Origin of the sequence: Actinoplanes solisilvae (assembly GCF_003999975.1) — a bacterium.
Taxonomy (GTDB): Bacteria; Actinomycetota; Actinomycetes; order Mycobacteriales; family Micromonosporaceae; genus Actinoplanes; species Actinoplanes solisilvae.
This window is the reverse complement of record NZ_RJAC01000006.1, coordinates 80,382-98,488: the sequence shown is the minus strand read 5'-3', so window position 1 is coordinate 98,488 and position 18,107 is coordinate 80,382. Positions and strand designations below refer to the sequence as shown.

20 protein-coding genes are annotated in these 18,107 nt (G+C 67.7%); 8 read left to right on the top strand and 12 right to left on the bottom strand.

Annotated features, from left to right (window positions below; all coding sequences use genetic code 11):
• Positions 1-70: 70 nt before the first annotated feature.
• Positions 71-1,960 carry a M4 family metallopeptidase gene (locus EER30_RS18220; RefSeq protein WP_127501678.1) on the top strand — a complete coding sequence of 630 codons (1,890 nt, stop codon included), beginning with the start codon at positions 71-73 and terminating at the stop codon, positions 1,958-1,960.
• A 129-nt stretch (positions 1,961-2,089) separates the two neighbouring features.
• On the top strand, positions 2,090-2,605 hold the full coding sequence (locus tag EER30_RS18215; protein ID WP_127501677.1) for a CAP domain-containing protein: 516 nt from the start codon (positions 2,090-2,092) through the stop codon (positions 2,603-2,605).
• 260 nt (positions 2,606-2,865) lie between these two features.
• On the opposite strand, the gene EER30_RS18210 is transcribed toward EER30_RS18215, so the two are convergent.
• Both EER30_RS18210 and EER30_RS18205 read right to left on the bottom strand, forming a co-directional pair.
• Entirely contained in the window at positions 2,866-3,096 is a 231-nt protein-coding gene (locus EER30_RS18210; RefSeq protein ID WP_127501676.1) for a DUF397 domain-containing protein, read from the bottom strand.
• Positions 3,097-3,141: 45 nt separating this feature from the next.
• Entirely contained in the window at positions 3,142-3,990 is an 849-nt protein-coding gene (locus tag EER30_RS18205; protein ID WP_127501675.1) for a helix-turn-helix domain-containing protein, read from the bottom strand.
• 228 nt (positions 3,991-4,218) lie between these two features.
• Here EER30_RS18205 and EER30_RS18200 point away from each other — a divergent pair, with 228 nt between their 5' ends.
• Together EER30_RS18200 and EER30_RS18195 are read left to right on the top strand one after the other, a co-directional pair.
• Complete coding sequence (locus tag EER30_RS18200; RefSeq protein WP_127501674.1) at positions 4,219-4,860, top strand: GOLPH3/VPS74 family protein; 642 nt, start codon at positions 4,219-4,221, stop codon at positions 4,858-4,860.
• Between the two features lie 71 nt (positions 4,861-4,931).
• Positions 4,932-6,467: an APC family permease gene (locus tag EER30_RS18195; RefSeq protein ID WP_127501673.1), complete on the top strand. Its 1,536-nt coding sequence runs from the start codon at positions 4,932-4,934 to the stop codon at positions 6,465-6,467.
• Positions 6,468-6,769: 302 nt separating this feature from the next.
• Here the strand turns inward: EER30_RS18195 and EER30_RS18190 are convergent, their stop codons facing one another.
• The 3 genes from EER30_RS18190 to EER30_RS18180 all read right to left on the bottom strand — a co-directional run bounded on the left by EER30_RS18190 (position 6,770) and on the right by EER30_RS18180 (position 8,900).
• Complete coding sequence (locus tag EER30_RS18190; protein WP_127501672.1) at positions 6,770-7,321, bottom strand: GNAT family N-acetyltransferase; 552 nt, start codon at positions 7,319-7,321, stop codon at positions 6,770-6,772.
• A gap of 396 nt (positions 7,322-7,717) precedes the next feature.
• Entirely contained in the window at positions 7,718-8,197 is a 480-nt protein-coding gene (locus tag EER30_RS18185) for an Lrp/AsnC family transcriptional regulator (protein ID WP_127501671.1), read from the bottom strand.
• Between the two features lie 76 nt (positions 8,198-8,273).
• Positions 8,274-8,900 (bottom strand): NAD(P)H-dependent oxidoreductase, encoded by a 627-nt coding sequence (locus EER30_RS18180; protein ID WP_127501670.1) that lies wholly within the window; start codon positions 8,898-8,900, stop codon positions 8,274-8,276.
• A gap of 53 nt (positions 8,901-8,953) precedes the next feature.
• Between EER30_RS18180 and EER30_RS18175 the strand changes: the two genes are divergently transcribed.
• On the top strand, positions 8,954-9,340 hold the full coding sequence (locus EER30_RS18175) for a DUF1801 domain-containing protein (RefSeq protein WP_240670109.1): 387 nt from the start codon (positions 8,954-8,956) through the stop codon (positions 9,338-9,340).
• On the opposite strand, the gene EER30_RS18170 is transcribed toward EER30_RS18175, so the two are convergent.
• Positions 9,293-9,607 (bottom strand): NACHT N-terminal helical domain 7-containing protein, encoded by a 315-nt coding sequence (locus EER30_RS18170; protein WP_127501669.1) that lies wholly within the window; start codon positions 9,605-9,607, stop codon positions 9,293-9,295. The two genes, EER30_RS18175 and EER30_RS18170, sit on opposite strands and share 48 nt — an antisense overlap.
• Before the next feature lie 36 nt (positions 9,608-9,643).
• Here EER30_RS18170 and EER30_RS18165 point away from each other — a divergent pair, with 36 nt between their 5' ends.
• Genes EER30_RS18165 through EER30_RS18155 form a run of 3 tightly spaced genes read left to right on the top strand, consistent with a single transcriptional unit; the run spans position 9,644 to position 12,614 of the window.
• Positions 9,644-10,576, top strand: a complete 933-nt coding sequence (locus tag EER30_RS18165) for a phosphotransferase (RefSeq protein WP_127501668.1) — start codon at positions 9,644-9,646, stop codon at positions 10,574-10,576.
• Positions 10,577-10,619: 43 nt separating this feature from the next.
• Complete coding sequence (locus EER30_RS18160) at positions 10,620-11,051, top strand: hypothetical protein (RefSeq protein ID WP_127501667.1); 432 nt, start codon at positions 10,620-10,622, stop codon at positions 11,049-11,051.
• 9 nt (positions 11,052-11,060) lie between these two features.
• Entirely contained in the window at positions 11,061-12,614 is a 1,554-nt protein-coding gene (locus EER30_RS18155; RefSeq protein WP_127501666.1) for a helicase HerA-like domain-containing protein, read from the top strand.
• A 33-nt stretch (positions 12,615-12,647) separates the two neighbouring features.
• Here EER30_RS18155 and EER30_RS18150 read toward each other — a convergent pair whose 3' ends face one another.
• The 6 genes from EER30_RS18150 to EER30_RS18125 form a co-directional block, all read right to left on the bottom strand.
• Entirely contained in the window at positions 12,648-14,717 is a 2,070-nt protein-coding gene (locus tag EER30_RS18150) for a hypothetical protein (RefSeq protein ID WP_127501665.1), read from the bottom strand.
• Positions 14,714-15,091, bottom strand: coding sequence for a hypothetical protein (locus tag EER30_RS18145; RefSeq protein WP_127501664.1), 378 nt, complete (start codon positions 15,089-15,091; stop codon positions 14,714-14,716). The genes EER30_RS18150 and EER30_RS18145 overlap by 4 nt, the downstream gene beginning before the upstream one ends.
• A gap of 154 nt (positions 15,092-15,245) precedes the next feature.
• Complete coding sequence (locus EER30_RS18140; RefSeq protein WP_240670107.1) at positions 15,246-15,860, bottom strand: DUF4352 domain-containing protein; 615 nt, start codon at positions 15,858-15,860, stop codon at positions 15,246-15,248.
• A gap of 490 nt (positions 15,861-16,350) precedes the next feature.
• The gene (locus EER30_RS18135) at positions 16,351-16,785 is read right to left on the bottom strand and encodes a type II toxin-antitoxin system VapC family toxin (protein ID WP_127501663.1); all 435 of its coding nucleotides are present in this window, start codon (positions 16,783-16,785) and stop codon (positions 16,351-16,353) included.
• Positions 16,785-17,042, bottom strand: a complete 258-nt coding sequence (locus tag EER30_RS18130) for a type II toxin-antitoxin system Phd/YefM family antitoxin (protein ID WP_127501662.1) — start codon at positions 17,040-17,042, stop codon at positions 16,785-16,787. The genes EER30_RS18135 and EER30_RS18130 overlap by 1 nt, the downstream gene beginning before the upstream one ends.
• A 289-nt stretch (positions 17,043-17,331) precedes the next feature.
• Positions 17,332-17,985 (bottom strand): TetR/AcrR family transcriptional regulator, encoded by a 654-nt coding sequence (locus tag EER30_RS18125; protein WP_127501661.1) that lies wholly within the window; start codon positions 17,983-17,985, stop codon positions 17,332-17,334.
• Between the last annotated feature and the right edge of the window lie 122 nt (positions 17,986-18,107).

Genomic DNA, 18,107 nt, shown 5'->3' with positions numbered 1-18,107 from the left:
GCGTCTCCCTCAAGTCGTCCCGACGAACCTTGAGCCCGCCCGTGACCCCGGGCGGGGAAGGAGCAACCGCGTGAAACGTCGAATCCCCCTGATCATCGCGCTGGCGGCCGGCACCGCGGCCGCCGGCGCCCTGGTCGCGGTCACCGGCCCGGCCACCGCCGCGCCGAAGGACCCCGCCGCCTCGGCCGACGCCCTGGTCGGAAGCCGTCCCGCCATCCTGCACGCCGGCTCGCACGAGTCCTTCCAGCGCAAACCGGTCATCGAGTCGGCCGGTCTGTCCTACGTGCCCTACGAGCGCACCTACAACGGCCTTCCGGTTCGCGGGGGCGACTTCGTGGTCGTGACCGACGCGGCCGGCCGCACGAAGCACACCTCGGTCGCCCAGAGCACCCCGATCGGCGAGCTCTCCACCACCGCGGCGATCAGGTCGGAGGCCGCCGCCACAATCGCGAAGAACCAGCTCAAGACAGTGACCGGCGTCGAGGGTACGAACCTGGTGGTGCTCGCCGAGGAGAGCAAGCTGGCCTGGGAGACGACGGTCAACGGCACCGGCGCCGACGGCGTGAGCCGCCTGACCGTCGCCGTCGACGCGGCCACCGGCAAGGTGCTGCGCACCACCGAACACGTCACCGGCGCGGCCGGCAGCGGCACCGGCTGGATCAACGGCTCGGTCTCGATCGACACCACCCAGTCGGGCTCGAACTTCCTGTTGCAGGACCCCAGCCACACCACGATCCGCTGCCAGGACTCGGCGAACAACACGACGTTCAGCGGCCCGGACAACGTCTGGGGCAACGGCACCGGCACCAACCGCGAGACCGGCTGCGTCGACGCCTTCTACGTGGCGCAGAAGCAGTACGCGATGCTCTCGTCGTGGCTGGGCCGCAACGGCCAGAACGGCAGCGGCGGCGCCTGGCCGATCCGCGTCGGCCTCAACGACCAGAACGCCTACTACGACGGCACCCAGATCCAGATCGGCAAGAACACGGCCGGGAACTGGATCGCGTCGGCCGACGTAGTCGGGCACGAGCTGGGCCACGGCATCGACGACCACACCCCGGGCGGCATCTCGCGCGGCGGCACCCAGGAATTCGTGGCCGACACCATCGGCGCGGCGACCGAGTGGTTCATCAACAACCCCAACGACGCCCCCGACTACCAGGTCGGCGAGGAGGTCAACCTGGTCGGCAGCGGCCCGATCCGGTACATGTACAACCCGTCGCTCGCCGGGGACGACAACTGCTACTCCAGCAGCACGCCGGGCGACGAGGTGCACGCGGCGGCCGGCCCCGGCAACCACTGGTTCTACCTGCTGGCCGAGGGCACCAACCCGGCCAACGGCCAGCCGGCCAGCACCCGGTGCAGCGGCTCGGGTGCGATCACCGGCCTGGGCATCCAGAACGCCATGAAGATCATGTACAACGCGATGCTGATCAAGACGTCCAGCTCGTCGTACCTGAAGTACCGCACCTGGACGCTGACCGCGGCCAAGAGCCTCTTCCCGAACGGCTGCACCGAGTTCAACACCGTCAAGGCGGCCTGGGACGCGGTCAACGTGCCCGCGCAGTCGGCCGACCCTACCTGCGGCACCACGACGCCGCCGCCCACCGGCGACTGCGCCGGCACGAACGGCACCGACGTGTCGATCCCGGACGCGGGCGCCGCGGTGAACAGCACGATCACGATCTCCGGCTGCGCCCGGGCCGCCTCGTCGAGCTCGACGATCGCGGTGAACATCGTCCACACCTACCGCGGTGACCTGCGGGTCGATCTCGTCGCACCGGACGGCACGGTCTACAACCTGAAGGCCACGTCGACCTCCGACAGCGCCGACAACGTCAACACCACGTACACCAAGAATCTGTCGAGCGAGACCGCGAACGGGGCCTGGCAGCTGCGGGTGCAGGACACGTACGCCCGCGACACCGGCTACATCAACACTTGGACATTGACCGTCTGACCCCCGCAAAACAGACCCGGGAGGTAGCGGCTTCGTTGCCCGCCGTTGCCTTCCGGGTCCTTCGTTCAATCCGGCCCGGCCCGGCCCGAACTGATCCTCGACCGCAGGAGCCGAGGAAAGGGCCACACCTTGAAGCGTTTCGTCCGCCGCGCCGTCGTCACCGCCGCCCTCATCGCCGTCCCGACGCTCATCGGCGCCCCCGCCTACGCGGCCGCCACCGCCGAGGCCCCGCGCAAGAAGGTTGCCGTCGTCGACCAGGCGGCGTACGAGACCGAGGTCGTGAAGCTGACCAACGCCGAGCGCGTCGCCCAGGGCTGCAAGGCCCTGCGCGTCGACGACCGCCTGACCGCCTCGGCCCGCGCGCACAGCGCCGACATGGCCCGCACAGGCACGATGAGCCACACGGGCTCCGACGGCAGCAACTTCGTGACCCGCGAGGTGCGGGCCGGCTACCCGCGCAAGGACGCGGCGGCCGAGAACATCGCCTACGGCTACCGCACGCCGCAGCAGGTCGTGACCGCGTGGATGAACAGCAGCGGCCACCGCAAGAACATCCTGAACTGCGCGAGCAAGGCCATCGGCGTCGGCGTCGTCAGCGCCTCGGACGGCACCGCCTACTGGACCCAGAACTTCGGTCGCGCCTGACTCTCCGTGAGCAGAAAAGCCGCACAGCCTCGGGCTGTGCGGCTTTCGCGCCATTCGATCAGCGCCGTTCGAGCAGTTTAGCTCGCGGCCCGAAATCGTTCACCGGAATGGGTGAGGACCGCCCCTGAAAACCATTCAGAGTGCGGGTGCCGCGACGCCCGGTAATCAGGGCCACGGCACCCGATGGAGTCACGCACCGGAGAGGGTTTACTTTGCGTAGGCACTTCCCATCGGTGCGTGCCTATGGGTAGGCTCTGCGCTCAGGAATTGATGTCGAACTCGCCGTCCTTGGCGGAGTCGACGAAGGCGGTCCATTCCGCCGTCGTGAACATGAGCGCGGGGCCGGAACGGTCCTTGCTGTCCCGGACGGCGACGCCCTGGTCGAGGAAGGCGACCTCGACGCAGTTGTTGCCACCGTTGCCGTTGCTGCGACTGGCCTTCTTCCAGACCGCGCCGGTGAGAACAGCAGCGTTGAACTGGTGCGTGAGCAAGTCAAGCACCTCCCTTCATATGCGGTTGTCTCGGGATCGTGGTGCCTACGCGACGAGCAGGCTCTCGATCATCTTGATGGTCATTCGGCGATCCAGCGCCAGAGCGCTCAATCGCTCGAACTCTTGCCGGTAACGGGCAACCTCGGATGGTTGCTCTTCGTAGTAGTCTCCCGCAAGACCTTCAAGATAGACAACATCCAAATGGGTGGTCTCCCGGAACTCCAAAAGGGCCGCTGAACCGCCGAGGAACGTGTGTTCGCCGGCGCCGAAGGGCAGAATCTGCAACATCACATTGGGTAATTGAGCAACCTCGATCAGATGCCGAAGCTGATCGTTCATCACCTCGCCGCCGCCCACCACGCGGCGCACGACCGACTCGTCGATGATGGCGGTCAGCTCGAGAGGACGATCCCCGCGCATGCGGCTCTGGCGGGTCATGCGCAACGAGACCCGGCGGTCGGTCTGCTGTGGTGACTCGTTCGAGCGACCCGTGCGCATGAGCGCGCGCATGTAGGCCTCGGTCTGCAGCAGGCCCGGCACGATGATCGGCTCCCAGGCGCGCATCGCCGCGGCGGCCGCCTCCAGACCGACGAAGTTGCCGGGCCGCATGATGTCGCGGTAGTCCGTCCACCACGTGCGCTCGCGGGAGAGCCGGGCCAGTTCGACCAGCGCCTCGCGATAGTCCTGATCACCGACGCCGTACAGCGTCAGCAGGTCTTTGACGTCGCGCGGGGTCACGGCGACGCGCGCCGTCTCGATGCGCGTGACCTTGGCGGCGTGCCACTCGAAATGCCTGGAGACGTTCTCCTGCGTCAGCCCCGCAGCCTCGCGGCAGCGCTTGAGTTCCGCTCCGAGACGGCGGCGGCGCAGGGTCGGTCCTTCATCAACGGACACCTGGACTCCCTCGGTCCTGATGGGACCGATACTACGGGTCACGCCTCCATGATCCAAACACGGCGTACCAAACAAAAAGTACTAGCCTTCTTGTATTGGCCCTTCGCCCGGGTACATGATGCGCGGACATCGAGTCACAACGTTCTCTACCGACAGTGATCATCACGGTCATGGTGGTCACGAAATCCGACCGCACATCAACAACCGTTGTCTAAGGGGCGTGGCGGCGTGTTGGCTGACCAGTACTTCCTGATCGCGCACGAGGACCGCACGGGCCGGTCTCGTCTCCATCCACGAGCGACCGGCCTGGGCCTGGCCGCCGCGCTGCTCGGCGAGCTGATCCTCGAAGGACGGATCGGCATCTCCGACGGAGACCTGATCATCCTCGACCGGCATCCGCCGTCGGACTCGCTCGCGCACGACATTCTCGACCTGTTGGTGGCCCAGCCGCAACACAGGGACGTACGAATCTGGCTGGCTTTCCTCTCGCAGGACGCGGCGATCAGGGTCGGCGAGCGGCTCTCCCGCCTCGGCGCGGTCGAGCCGGTCACCCGGCGGCGCATGTTCTCGGCCACCGAGACCCTCTACATGCCCAACAGCGCGGCGCAGCGCAACGCCGCCGCGTGGGCGCCGGCCCGGCTGGCCAACCTGTTGGTCCGCGGCATCGGCATGAGCATCAGTGATCGGGTGCTGATCGGCCTCGTGGCCGCGACCGGCCTCACCCGGCACGTCCTCTACGACTTCGAGGCGCATCGGCACGCGTTCCAGACGCTGCCCAGCGCCGTCGGGTCGCTCCCCGCCGACCTGCGGGAGCTCGTCGAATACACCGAAGCCTCCGTGGGTTCGGTCGTCACTGTCGGCCGGCGGTGAGCGCCACGGGGCGCCACCACCTGCGGCACAACAACTCTGACCATTGGGCCGGGAGGCTGCTGGTGCAACGCATGGAACCCGAACAGCCGGACATCGTCTCGAAGGCGCTGGCCAAGAACCGGCTGGGCGTACCGTCGGTGGTCTTCTTCGGCGTCGCGGGCGCGGCTCCGCTCACCGTGATCATCGGTTCGATCACGACGATCTACGCGATCATCGGCAGCACCGCCGTCCCGATCGCCTACCTGGTGACGGCCGGCCTCCTCTCCCTGTTCACGGTCGGCTTCGTCGCCATGAGCCGGCACATCGTCAACACCGGCGCGTTCTACTCCTACATCAGTCACGGCTTAGGACGCGTCGTCGGCGTGGGGGCGGCCTTCGTCGCCCTGCCCGCCTATTCACTCATGCAGATAGGTCTGTTCGGGCTCTTCGGCTCGGTCGCCAGCGGCATCCTGGCCGCGTTCGGGCTCTCCGTGCCCTGGTACGCCTGCGCGATAGCGGCCTGGTTCGCCGTCGCGGTCCTCGGCCTGCTGTGGGTCGACCTGAGCGGCAAGGTCCTGGCGGTCCTGCTCGTTCTCGAAATCGCGATCGTCATCATCTACGACCTCGTGATGGTCACGAACCCGGCCGACGGCCACCTGACCTTCTCGCAGTTCTCCCCCGCGCCGCTGGCCACCCCGGTGGTCGGCATCCTGCTGGTGCTGGCGATCGCCGGTTTCGTCGGCTTCGAGGCCACCGTGGTTCTCTCCGAGGAGGCCAAGGACCCCAAGCGTACGATCGCCCGCGCCACCCACATCGCGGTCATCCTCGCCGGCGTTCTCTGCGCGCTCTCGGCCTGGGCAATGTCGGTCAGCACCGGCCCCGACCAGATCGCCGCCAGGGCTGCTGAGCACCAGACCGACCTGGTCTTCCAGCTCGTCGGGCCGCACCTGCCCGGCTTCCTGGTCGACCTGGGCTACATCCTGTTCCTGACCAGCGTTTTCGCGGCCCTGCTGGCGTTCCACGCGGCCGTGTCGCGCTACCAGTTCGCCCTCGGCCGTGAGGGCGTGCTGCCGGCCGCCTGGGGACGCACCCACCCCCGTACCGGTGCTCCGCTCCTCGGCTCCATCACCCAGAGCGTGCTGGCGATCATCGTGCTCAGCCTCTACGCACTCGTCGGTTCCGACCCGCTGGTCTTCGTCTTCGCGTGGCTCACGACGATCGGCGGCCTGGGCGTCCTCATCCTGATGTGGGCGGCCTCGGCGGCGGTGCTGGCGTTCTTCATGCGCAACCGGCGCCGGGAGAGCATCTGGAAGGCCTACATCGCTCCCGCGGCGGCCTTCCTGCTGCTGACCGTCGTGCTGGCGGCGACCTGCATCGGCTTCGGCGAGCTGCTTCAGGTCGACGGCGATTCACCGTTCCAGTGGCTCATCCCGACGCTCTATGTCGCCGTCGCCGTGGTCGGGTTCGTCTGGGCGCTGATCATGCGGGCGGCCCGGCCCGAGGTCTACGCGGCGATCGGTCGCGGCACCGAGGGGCGGGTGAATGTCATCCCCGATAGCTCATCGATGCTGCGGGCCATGCACGCCGACCCGGTCGGCGCCTCCCGCAGCAGCGGCTATCCCTATTGATCCAAACGCGGTGACCTGCGGCGTCTGCAGATCAAGGTAGGCACCGCATAACCACATTGACCGCCCCCAACGGCCTTTCGGCGCTCCGGGCCGTTCCCCCTCCGCCGTTGGGGGCCGACAACCGAAACCGACTGAAGGAGGTAGCGACCGAGCCCGGCGATTCCGCACAGCACTCGGTTCGATGTGGAGGTTGCCTATGTCATGAAGGTTTCCCCCCAGCTCCGCGGCAGACCGTCACCCTCTCGGGACGGCCTGCCGCGTTATGCGCTGACGGGTGCCGCTGCGCGCTGCGGAATGCGCGATCAAGCCGCCGTCGGGAATTCGTAGAGCCAGTACGACTGCTGGTCGATCCGCGTGAACTTCATGTTGTCGGACAGCCGGCTGACCATCATCCGGAACACCCGGGACATGCGCCGCACGTCGTCGTTGTGGTTGCAGATGTCCAGGCAGACCAGGCCGTTCTGGGCCGAGGCGACCATGTACATCTGCTCGACGAGCTGGGCGAACGCCTCGCGGCCCTGCGCGTGCGGACTGACCGCGACGAAGCCGATGTACCAGATCTTGTGGGCTGCGTAGTGGTCCGGCCAGTGCTTTTCGAAGTACTGAGGGGCGATCAGCGGAACCGCCAGAAGATCGTTCGTGTAGGTGGCTACGCCGCAGATGGTGCCGTCGTCATCGAGGGCAAGGTACTTGTCGACCCGCGTGTCGGCCATGACCGCGTCGAACTCTGACCGGAACATCAGATGCCGCTGAACAGCCAGTGTGTTCAACTCCTCGAACGCATCCTGGTACATCTTCCACATTGTCTCGTGGAGCGCTTGGTCGGTGATCCGGTCGATGACTTTGATAAGCATGCTCGGCTCCCCCGCAGGCCGCCGCCAGGTCGGCCCGCTTCTCGCACTCATCTTGATCGATGATTGTTGACCATCAGAGTACGAAGCGTGACCTCAGTACGACAATGCGTACCGGTCGATTGAATGTGCCAATTCATCTACCGGACACGTTGAGTGCCCGTTTTGGCATGCAACTTGCAATGGCAGGCATGGATTCGTCCCTCGAACCAGCAAATGGTCCTGGCCTGAAAGTACTAGACACGGTGCGCATTACACCTGGTGCAGGCCCTTGGTCATCGCCCACAGAGGATGATCCAGCATTCTCCTCCGACCATTGATCAACGATCAAGAGAATTCGAGATCAAGCCCTTGTACGACCCCAGGATCGCCCTATCGTAAGCGGCCCACCCGTGACTGTCAGTGACGAGCGTCGGTGGTGTGTCGGCGCAGAAGACCGTCGACGCTGTGCGGCGCGACCTCGTGCAGAACGATCGACGTCGACGTGCGGACCACCCCGGCCGAGGCGACGACCAGGTTGGTGATGCGGTAGAGATCCGCGGTGTCCTTCGCGACGATGCGCACGAGCAGGTCGCCGTCGCCGGTCGTCGCGAGGATCTCGACCACCTCGGGAATGCGGACGATCTGCTGGGCGGCCAGGTCGCCCTCGCGCTGGCTCAGCGACAGCGTCATGAAGGCCATCAGCGGATAACCGAGCGCGGCCGGCTCGACGCGACGCGAATAGGCGCCCAGCGAGCCCGACTCCCGCATGCGGCGCAGCCGGGCCTGAACCGTGTTGCGCGACATCGAGAGGCGCTCGGCCAGCGCGACCACGGTGGCGTCCGGATCGCTGTCCAGGGCCAGCAGAATGCGCGCGTCGGTCGCATCCAGAGATCGCATCGTTGCATCCTCCCCCGTCGGCGGCCATTCTCCTGGGCAAACCGCTCAGGAAGCAACCTAGGAGGACGCAGGATGCTCAGCGTCCGCCGCTCATCCAGTCGGGGAGGTGGTCGCGGCGCTCGACTACCGGGAAGACGCTCGAATAGGCCTGCCAGGCCGGTCTCGGCGGCGCCGCGGTCAGGGCCAGCAGCCGGGCCAGGGCCTGCAACGCGTCCTGCAAGGCCTGATGCAGGCGCGGATCGGTGACCAAGCCCAGGTCGTCGACGGCGGCCGGGTCGATCGGCAACCGGATGCAGGCGGCCCGCAACACCTTGGCGCTCATATGGTCAAGAACGGTCTCGAGCGTCGTGCGCGCGCCGTCGTCCTCGTTGGCGTGGGCGACCGACAGCCAGGCGACCGGTTTGCCGGCGAGCAGGTTGTCGTCGAGCAGCCAGTCGAGCAGATTCTTGAGGGCGCCCGGGATCGAACCGCCGTACTCCGGGGTGCTGATCAGCACGGCGTCGGCGATGCGCACCTGGTGGCGCAACAGGACGACGGTGTCGTGCGGCTCCTGCTCGCCCGGCACGTAGGCGGGCACACCCCGCAGCCCCTCGAACAGGCCGGCGTTGATCTCTTCGGGCGCGACCGAGGCCGCCGTGCGCAGGGCGGCGGTGTGCAGGGAGTCCTCGCGGGTGCTGCCCGAGATCAGCAGAATGCGGGTCATGCCGCCGAGCGTAGAGCGCGGTCGGATGCCGCTGTTCGTGGGAGGCTGGGCCGGTGGCAGACGATGTGGAAATCTTCCTGGGCACGATCACCCACGAGCAGCGGCAGAGCGACGCGCGCCTGCTGGTCGCCCTGATGACCGAGGTCACGGGCCAGCCGCCGGCGATGTGGAGTGGCGGCATCATCGGGTTCGGGTCGCGGCACTACAAGTACGAGTCCGGCCGCGAGGGCGACACACCGGCGATCGGCTTCGCACCCCGCAAGGGGCAAACTGTCCTCTATCTGACGGGCTACCTGGACGCCTACGAGGATCTGCTGAAACGGCTGGGCCCGCACACCAACGGCAAGGGCTGCCTGTACGTGAAGCGCGTCGATCAAGCCGACCAGCAGGCGCTACGCGAGATCGTCGCGCGGTCCTACGAGACGGCCGCGGTCATCTGACAAGCCCATCCAGATCTCGACCATGGTGGTGACCGGCCCGAGCGCGGAGACGAGGTCTGTCGCGTCGGCCGCGTCGAGGACGGCCGGCGAGACACCCGCGAGATCGGTCGGCAGATCAGTGCCGGCCTTGACGACCGTGAACACACGCTCGCCGAGGTGGGTCTTCCCCGCGGTCGCGCCGCCGAGCAGATTGTCGACGGCTTTCCCGAATGGACCCGTCCCGCCGAGAAGCCGGACGGCGTCGGCGCAGGAAAGGCGCCGCGGCATCGCCTCATGATGTCGTACGCCCTAGAGTCGGTCTCGATGCGCGCCAACGACTGGCACGACCCGCTGTGGCGGGAGTCGGCCCATTCCTGGATCGGCGAAACGCTGTCCGCGATGGGCACTCCGGTGCTCGGCGAGATCGAGGAGACCCGCGTACGCCCGTGGTCGGTGACCCATCGCGCCACGACCGCGGACGGCGTGCGCTGGTTCAAGGCGAACACGATGGACTGCGCTTATGAGGCACGTCTGGTGCCGGTGCTGGCGGCGCGCGCGCCCGATTCGGTATTGACGCCGCTCGCGGTCGACGAGGACCGCGGCTGGCTGCTGACCGCCGACGCGGGACCGACATTGCGCACCTCGCACGGCCCCGACCAGCGACGCGACTGGCGCGAGATGCTTCAGGCGTACGCCGTTCTGCAGCGCGAGATCGTCCCGGCGGTGCCCGATCTGCTGGCCGTCGGTGTGCCCGACATGCGGCCCTCGACCCTGCCCGCGGTGCTCGATTCGCTGCTGGCCGGCCCTGGAATCCCCGATGACCTCGCAGTCGATTCCGCGGCATTCGCGCAATGGTGCACCGAACTGGCCGCCGACGGCATTCCGGCGTCCCTGCAGCACGACGATCTGCACGACGACAACGTGTTCCCCGGGTTCCGCTTCTTCGACTGGGGCGACTCGAGCGTGAGCCATCCGTTCGGCTCTTTGCTCGTGGCCCTGAGCTCGGCGTCGTTCTTCATGGATCTCGGGCGGGCCGAGCTCGAGGAATTGCGCGACGCCTATCTGGAAGTGTGGACCGACCTGGCGCCGCTGCCCGATCTGCGGCGCTCGGTGAGCCTGGCCTGCCGGGTGGGCCGAGTCCCGAAGGCGGCGGCCTGGCAGCGAGCCCTGCGCGACGCCGCGCTCCCGGTCGACGAGGGTTTTCGCACGGCCGTGCCGGAATATCTGGCCGAGCTCCCCGAGCCCACACCGGTCTGAGCGGATCTCCCGTTCCGGCGCCGTGGCCAGTACCTTTGGGGCCATGAGCCGAGGATCCGACCTGGTCACGCTGGGTGGCGCGGCCGTCGCCGGGATCATCTCGATCAGCTCGGCCGAGGGTCGCTACGAGCCGTTCGACGCCACCGTGGGCATCGTCCTGGCGATCCTGCTCGCCTGCTTCTACCGCCCGCCGGCGCCGAGCGGCTGGCCTGACGCGCTGCGGCAGGCGGCGGCCGCGGGGGCGGTCTTCGCCCTCGTGTTCTGCCTCGTGATCGCGCCGATCGTCGACGCGTCGGTCGCGCCCCTGTCCGCGAATCTCAGCGACGCCCGCGCAACCGAACTGACCGTTGTGGTGAGCTATCGGCTGTTCTGGACGTGGCTGATCGCCTTCGTCCCGCTCGTGATGGTGACGTTCGGCTTCGCCGTGCGCCCACGGAACGCATCTCCGCAGGCCAAGGCACTGACACTGGGATAGCGTGCGGCTATGGGTGAGAACGACCTCGCGGCCGCCGTCCGCACCGGTTACGCGTTCACCGGCCCCGCCCTCGAACTGGGCGCCCTGGTGACCGGGCCAGGCTGCGACCCGACCGCCCGGGTGCGGATCCCGCTGTCGATGGTGAACCGGCACGGGCTGGTGGCCGGGGCGACCGGCACCGGCAAGACCAAGACGCTGCAGGGGCTGGCCGAGCAACTGTCGGCGGCCGGGGTCCCGGTGTTCCTCGCCGACATCAAGGGCGACCTGTCGGGCATGGCCGCGCCCGGAACACCCAACGACAAGGTCACGCAGCGGGCGACCGAGATCGGGTACGAATGGGCGCCGTCCTCCTACCCGGTGGAGTTCTTCGCGCTCGGCGGGCACGGCAAGGGCGTCCCGGTGCGCGCGACGATAACGTCGTTCGGGCCGACACTCCTCGCTCGCGTGCTCGGGCTCAACGACGTACAGGAATCGTCTTTGGGTCTGGTCTTTCACTACGCGGACAAGCACGCGCTGCCGCTTCTCGACCTGGCCGACCTGCGGGCGGTGATCCAGCACCTGACCTCGCCGGACGGGGCCGCTGAACTGGCCGAACTGGGCGGACTGTCCAAGGCGACCGCCGGGGTGATTCTGCGCGAACTGATCGCCTTCGCCGACCAGGGCGCCGACGACTTCTTCGGCGAGACCGAGTTCGACACCCGCGATTTTCTACGTACGACGCCCGACGGCAAAGGCGTCGTCAGCATTCTCGAACTGCCGAACCTGCAGAACCAGCCGGAATTGTTCGCCACGTTCCTGATGTGGTTCCTGGCCGACCTGTTCCAAGATCTGCCCGAGGTCGGCGATGTCGACCAGCCCAACCTCGTGTTCTTCTTCGACGAGGCGCACCTGCTGTTCCGCGACGCCTCCAAGGATTTCCTGCGGGCGATCACCCAGACCGTACGGCTGATCCGGTCGAAAGGCGTGGGGATCTTCTTCGTGACCCAGACGCCGAAGGACGTGCCTTCCGACGTGCTGGCGCAGCTCGGCAACCGGGTGCAGCACGCGCTGCGGGCCTACACGCCCGAGGATGCGAAGGCGCTCAAGGCCACCGTCTCGACGTTCCCCAAATCCGGGTACGACCTGGAGGAAGTGCTCACGCAGCTCGGAACCGGGGAAGCGATCATCACCGTGCTCTCGGAGCGGGGCGCGCCGACACCGGTGGCGTGGACCCGGTTGCCGCCACCGCGCTCGCTGATGGCCCAGGTGGACGCGTCGATCGCCGACGCGATCGTGGCGGCATCGCCGCTGCTGGCCCGCTACGGCCCGCGGGTCGATCGCCAGTCGGCGTACGAGATGTTGCTCGCCAAGGTCGCCGTGCCCCCACCGGCAACTCCCGCGCCCGCCCCCTCTCGCCCTTCCGCCCCTCATTCCGCCCCTCGTTCCGCTCCTCCTTCCGAGGATTCGTTCCTGGAGAAGGCGCTCAAGAACCCGACGGTTCGCAACACCCTGAAGTCGGCCGCGATCTCGGCCGGCCGCGAGATCGTACGTTCGATCTTCGGTACGGCTCGTCGCCGGCGCTGATCTCTACAGGGTGCTTCTCTACAGGGTGCTTCTCTACGGGGCGCTGTCCAGCCCTCGCTGGGAGATCGTGCCGACCCGGCTGCTCGGGATCCGTCGCCGCAGGCGTTGACGCTCGAGCGCGATCCAGTCACGGCCGTCGGCGGCGATCGCCTCGAGCACCCGCAGTGCGCTGGTCACTCCGGACGCGTCCAGGGCCAGCTCGGCCAGCCGTTCGGGGTTCTCCCACAGGCAGGCGATCGACTCGTCGGCGAAGTCGTCCAGCTTCACCTGGATGCTCTGCCCGTTGACTAGGGCCAGCAGGAAGACCTGCCGGGTCACGATCTTCTGTCCGAGATGCCCGTCGTCCTGGCGCAGGCCCACCTCGCTGACCTGCACCGAGCCGATCGCGTCGTAGCGGAACGTGGTGCGGCGCTCGGCCGAGAAGTTGCCGGTCGCGGTGTCGAGGCGCACCCGGACCTGCCGGACGCCGCCCTCGGTGAGCAGGAACAACAGCACCGTGTAGGCCGAGTGGCGGAACGGGCCACCCACGTCGCGGGCCCGTTCGCTGCCCGGCGCGGCCTCGGTCAGCGACAGGTGAGTGAGCAGGTCGCGGTTGGTCAGGCGGTAGTCGCCCATCACCTCGCGCTTGAAGAACGCCAGGTCGAGGCTCAGCCAGCGGCCCATCTCGACGTCGGTGGGCCGGTCGGCCAGCCACGCCGTCCAACGCCCATGAGCCTCGATCTCGGCGTTCCATCGTTCGGCGAACTCGGCGTTGTCGACCGCGATACGCCGCCGCTCGCCGTAGAGGGTGAGGCTGCCCTGCTGGGCGAACCGGCCGCCGAAGAACAGCATCGGCGCGGCCACCACCAGCAGGCACGCGGTCGTCGCGCTGAACGTCAGCAGCACGATCAGGCCGGCCAGAGCCAGCGCGGCCAGGCCACCGAGGAAGGCGGGCGGGAACGCCGCGGGGCTGTACCGGCGACGGAAGTCGTCCAGGGTGCCGGCCTGCCACTTCCGGCCGATCCGTTCGGCGTGATGGAAGACGAGCCAGCGGACCGCCTCGGCGCGCACACCCCTGAGGCCGTACAGGTCGACGAGATCGGCGTGCAGCGCGGTGCGCAGGCCGTACGTGTCCCGCCAGAACTCGTCCCGGGCGGGCTGATCGGTGGGCTGCTGCTCGGCGAAGGCGCGGGCCACGTACTCATCGATGGTCTTGCTGAACGTGCGGGGCAACGAATCGCCGCCAGGCCCGCTGAACGGTGCTCGCGTCCCGGCGGTGAACTCGGCCTCGCGCGCCGCTCGCCACCGGTTGAGCAGGGCACGCTCCGAACCGCGCCGGATCACCGCGTAGGCGCCGCCGGCCAGCAGCAGGAAGACCACGACGGCGGCCACCGAACTGGACGCTCCGACCCCCGACGCCAGCACCACCGCACCGAGGAGCGCGAGCGCCCCACCGCCGAGCAGCGGCAGCCAGGTGGCATCGACGGACGCCGGCCGCGCGACCTTGGCGACCGGCTCGGCGGGATCGGCCTCGAAGAACTTCGGCACACGCACCGTACGGTCGTCGCCTACCCGATCGATGCGGATCTGCTGGGCGTTCAAGCTCTCGATGTAGTCCTGCGCGACGCCGGACAGGATCAGGCTGAGGTGCCGTTCGATGTCCTGCCGGAGGGCGTACTCAAGCTCGCTGTATTGACGCAGAGCGTGGTCCAGCGGCTCGGGACCGTTCCCGAGCAGGGCCGAGACCAGGGTGCGCAGGGTCGCGGAACCGCGCCACCACCGGCCGCTGGCGTGCTGGCCGGCCATGGCGAACGCCTGCTCGAGCTGCTCCAAGTCCTGATCACCGAGGCCGGCCAGGGAACGGCCGCTGAGCACCGACAGGGCCCAGAAGTACGCGACCTCGGCCGAGCTCAGCCGGTGGGCGTAGACGACCTCGTGAATGCGGCGGCGCGCCTCGCCCGGTGAGCCGCCCTGCAAGTAGTTGACCGCGACCTGGAACTGTTCCTCGGGGGTGGCGGTCGGTGCGGTCTGGTAGACGTACGCGTTTCCGTGCAGCGTGCCGATCTGAGCTCCGACGGTCGCGTTGCCGTCGGCCTGATTGCCCTGCTGCCACGGCACGGTCATGACAGGGCCTCGACGGCTGCGACTGCTGATCCGATGATCGCGCCGAGGCCGGCGACGCCGTCGAGCATGCCCGCGACCCTTTGCAAGGCTCGTTTCGCTCGGCCGCGGCCCTCGTCGCCGGGCTCGGCGAGCGCCGCCCGGGTCACCTCGAGCTCGTGCTCCGAGTCGGACAGCGTGCCGGCGTCGATCGCACCGTCGCGGTGGGCCTGGCGCAGCGCTCGGACGAGACGGTCGAGCTCGACGTACCCCGGTTGGGAGGCCTGATGGACCGACACGGTTCCGGTGTTCTGGCCCATCTGGACGCCGACGTGCGCGTTGCCGGTGGCGACGTTCTGGAAGTACTGCGGTCGGCCGGGCTCCTCGTGAATAGCCATGATCTGCTCTCGATAGCGCGAACGTGGACGCTCGGCATTGTCGTAGCGGCCGGGCCCACGGCGAGAGCGAGATTGTCCGCCTCTTTTCAGAGCAAGCCGGTCACCAGGGGAAACTCACTTGTGCCGGTTCGGAGATTCCCCCGATCGATATCCTTCACCGCAGGTCGATCACGGCTCCGCCCGAGAGCAGGGAATCGTGCAGCTTCAACGACGTCAGCTTGACCGCCTTCGGGACGTCGAAGACGAGCTTGCCGGTCACCCGCTCGCCCGGATCGAGCTTCTGCAGGAACGTCTGGGTATCGCGGTTGGCGTAGACACCGGCGATCTCGTCACTGCCGTACGACTTGCCGGCCGCGTCGAACGCCTTCTGCGCGTGGCCGAGGAAGTACTGCGACTCCTTGGCGATGTTCCGCACCCTCAAGCTGACGACGCAGTATTTGCCGTCGGCGGTCCGCTCGAAATGCTCAAGACCGACCTCCGTACGAGAGCAGTCGACCTTGGTGACCACGAACTCGAACTTGCCGTCCCGCACGGCGTCCCCGAGCCCCGGCGGCGGTTTGGTGGTTCGCTTGGTCGTGGGCGCCGGGCTGCTCACCGTGCCGGCGGCGGCCGGCACCTCGCCGCTGTTGATCTGCTGCGCGGCGACCCCGGCGAAGAAGAGCACCACCACCGCGCCGCAGGCGAGCAACACCGTCAGCAACGGGTTGAGCGGCGCCCGGCGCCGAGGCCGCGGATCGGCCTGGCGCTGCGTCTGAGGATCGTGCGTCATCGGGCCACCCCACGGACCGGTCTGACTCGCTACCCTTCACTCTCGGTCATCCCACGACCCTGAGCGACCGTTTCGCCACGATCCGACACCTCAAAGACCACCGCGCTCAGGGCTCCGAACTGGTGTTCGTCGAAGCTGGCCTGGCTGATCGCCGACTCACCCGAGCTGGGGCGACATCGAGAAGGACTTCGCGACTCACCGCTGGGCCCACGGGTCAACAACCGCGCCGTCGACCAGGTCACGGTCATCGGCCCAGTAAGGGCCGGTCGGCTGCTCGAAGACCCCGGCCACGAGGAAGGCCAGGCACCATAACGGTGACCTGGCCTTTTGACTGATGGACCATAGTTGGCAGAATAAGAAAGCCCTCGGAGTCGAACCCGGAATTGCGTGGCCCGCAGGTGTGCCCCGAGAATCCCGACCCCAGACGAAGACACAGCTCGCCACGCCTGCGAACCGCTTTCGGCTCTTCGGCCGCGACCGGGAATGCGATTCAGGCACCCTCGTCAAAGGGCTGCCACGGGTCGATGATCTCAACGCCCGCGGGCGCGAAGTCGGCCACATTACGAGTGACGACCGGCATGCCGTGCACGAGGGCGGTCGCCGCGATCAGCGAGTCACGAACGGGCCGCGGATCAAGAACGTGCAGAGTAGCGCTGCGCCGCGCAACGGCGGTGTCGACCGGGAGGATCCGCTCGACGAACGCGGGCAGCACCTGCGCTTCCAGCCAACGGCGCAGGATCGCACCCTGCGCCGGATCGCGCCGCTCGGCCAGCAAAACCCCGATCTCCAACTCCTGAACGGTGATCGCCGAGACGAACACGCTGCTGGCCGCAGCACCTGCCGCCCACGCGACGACGTTGGAGTCAGCCCGACCCGCCTTGGCCTTGCGCAGCTCGGAGACGACGTTCGTATCCAGCAGAAACATCAGGTCAGGTCCGCAGGCCGGGCCAGATCGCGCGACGCGGTGATCTCGAACTCGACGTCAGCCTCATCCGGAGACAAGCCGAGAAGGTCGACAATGCTCTCCTGGCCACCGGTCAGCCGCTCGTAGTCCTCGAACGTCAGCAGCACGTGCGCCGGCCTCCCCCGGTCAGTGATGAAGACCGGTCCGCTGCGAGCCGCGTTCTTGGCTCGCCCCGTGTCCTGGTTGAATTCCCGGCTCGACAACCTGGTGACCGTCACAGTTCCCACCTCCAAACACGTGTAGCAATGTTACTACGCGAAGGAGGCAGGTGACACCGCCGGTCCACGCCCGCCGTGCCCGCGATGTCCGGATCGCAGGCCAGCATCGCTACATCGGTGATGGGCCGCAGTCGGGGCGCCCAGCATGACGGACTTTGATTACACGATGTGATGATCGTTTAATCCAGACCGAAAGCGGCGCCGCTGACCGAGTGGCCATAAAGGGCACGCCCGCAACCCCGGTCAGGGTGGCCCGAGCTACGCGCCGACTATCAGCAAGATCAGGTGCTCACACATGTGGCGTCCGTCGGCTGGATGCCGGGCGGGGCGTGCGCTGGATGCCGTTGAGGATGATTGTTAGTCCACGCTCAAATTCCTGGCCTGTGAACGCGGCGCCGATTGGAGCTAGTTCCGCCAGAGTGGGTAGCACGCCCTGTGTAAGCCCTTCGATCCGTTGGGCAGCTGAGGCGGGGTCTTTCTCGTGCGATAGCCGACCGGCCAGCTCGTTCTGCGCGATGCCCATGACGAACGCCGAGACGGTACGGAACGCGACGAACAGATCGACGCCGTCCAGACCTCCGCGCGCGAGCGCTGCCGCGAGCGCCTCGGCCGGGGCGAGGCTGGCGCGGGAGGAGGTGCGGCGGGTGAGTACGAGCGGGATGGCTGCCGGATGCGCCCGGAACGTTCGCCACAGGGCGGTGGCCACCGCGCGTGTGTCGGCCAGCCAATCGTCGGTTGGCTCCGGTATCTCGACGAGGGCGGAGACGGCGTCGACCACGAGTTCCTCAAGGGCTTCGCGACTGTCCACGTAGTTGTAGAGAGTCATAGCACCCGTCTGCAGGGACCCCGCGAGTGAGCGCATGGTGAGCCCGACAAGACCGTCCCGGTCGACGATCGCCAAGGCGTGTTGCTGAATGTCAGCGAGGGTGAAACGGGCTCTCATGCTGACAACTCCTGACTTAGGTACGGCGTACGTATCTGACCCTACTCCGGCCTCATGCGCTCTGGTTGCGTCGCACCGGGCCGGCATCCGGACCCTGGGTGCTCCACATCACTTGACACGTA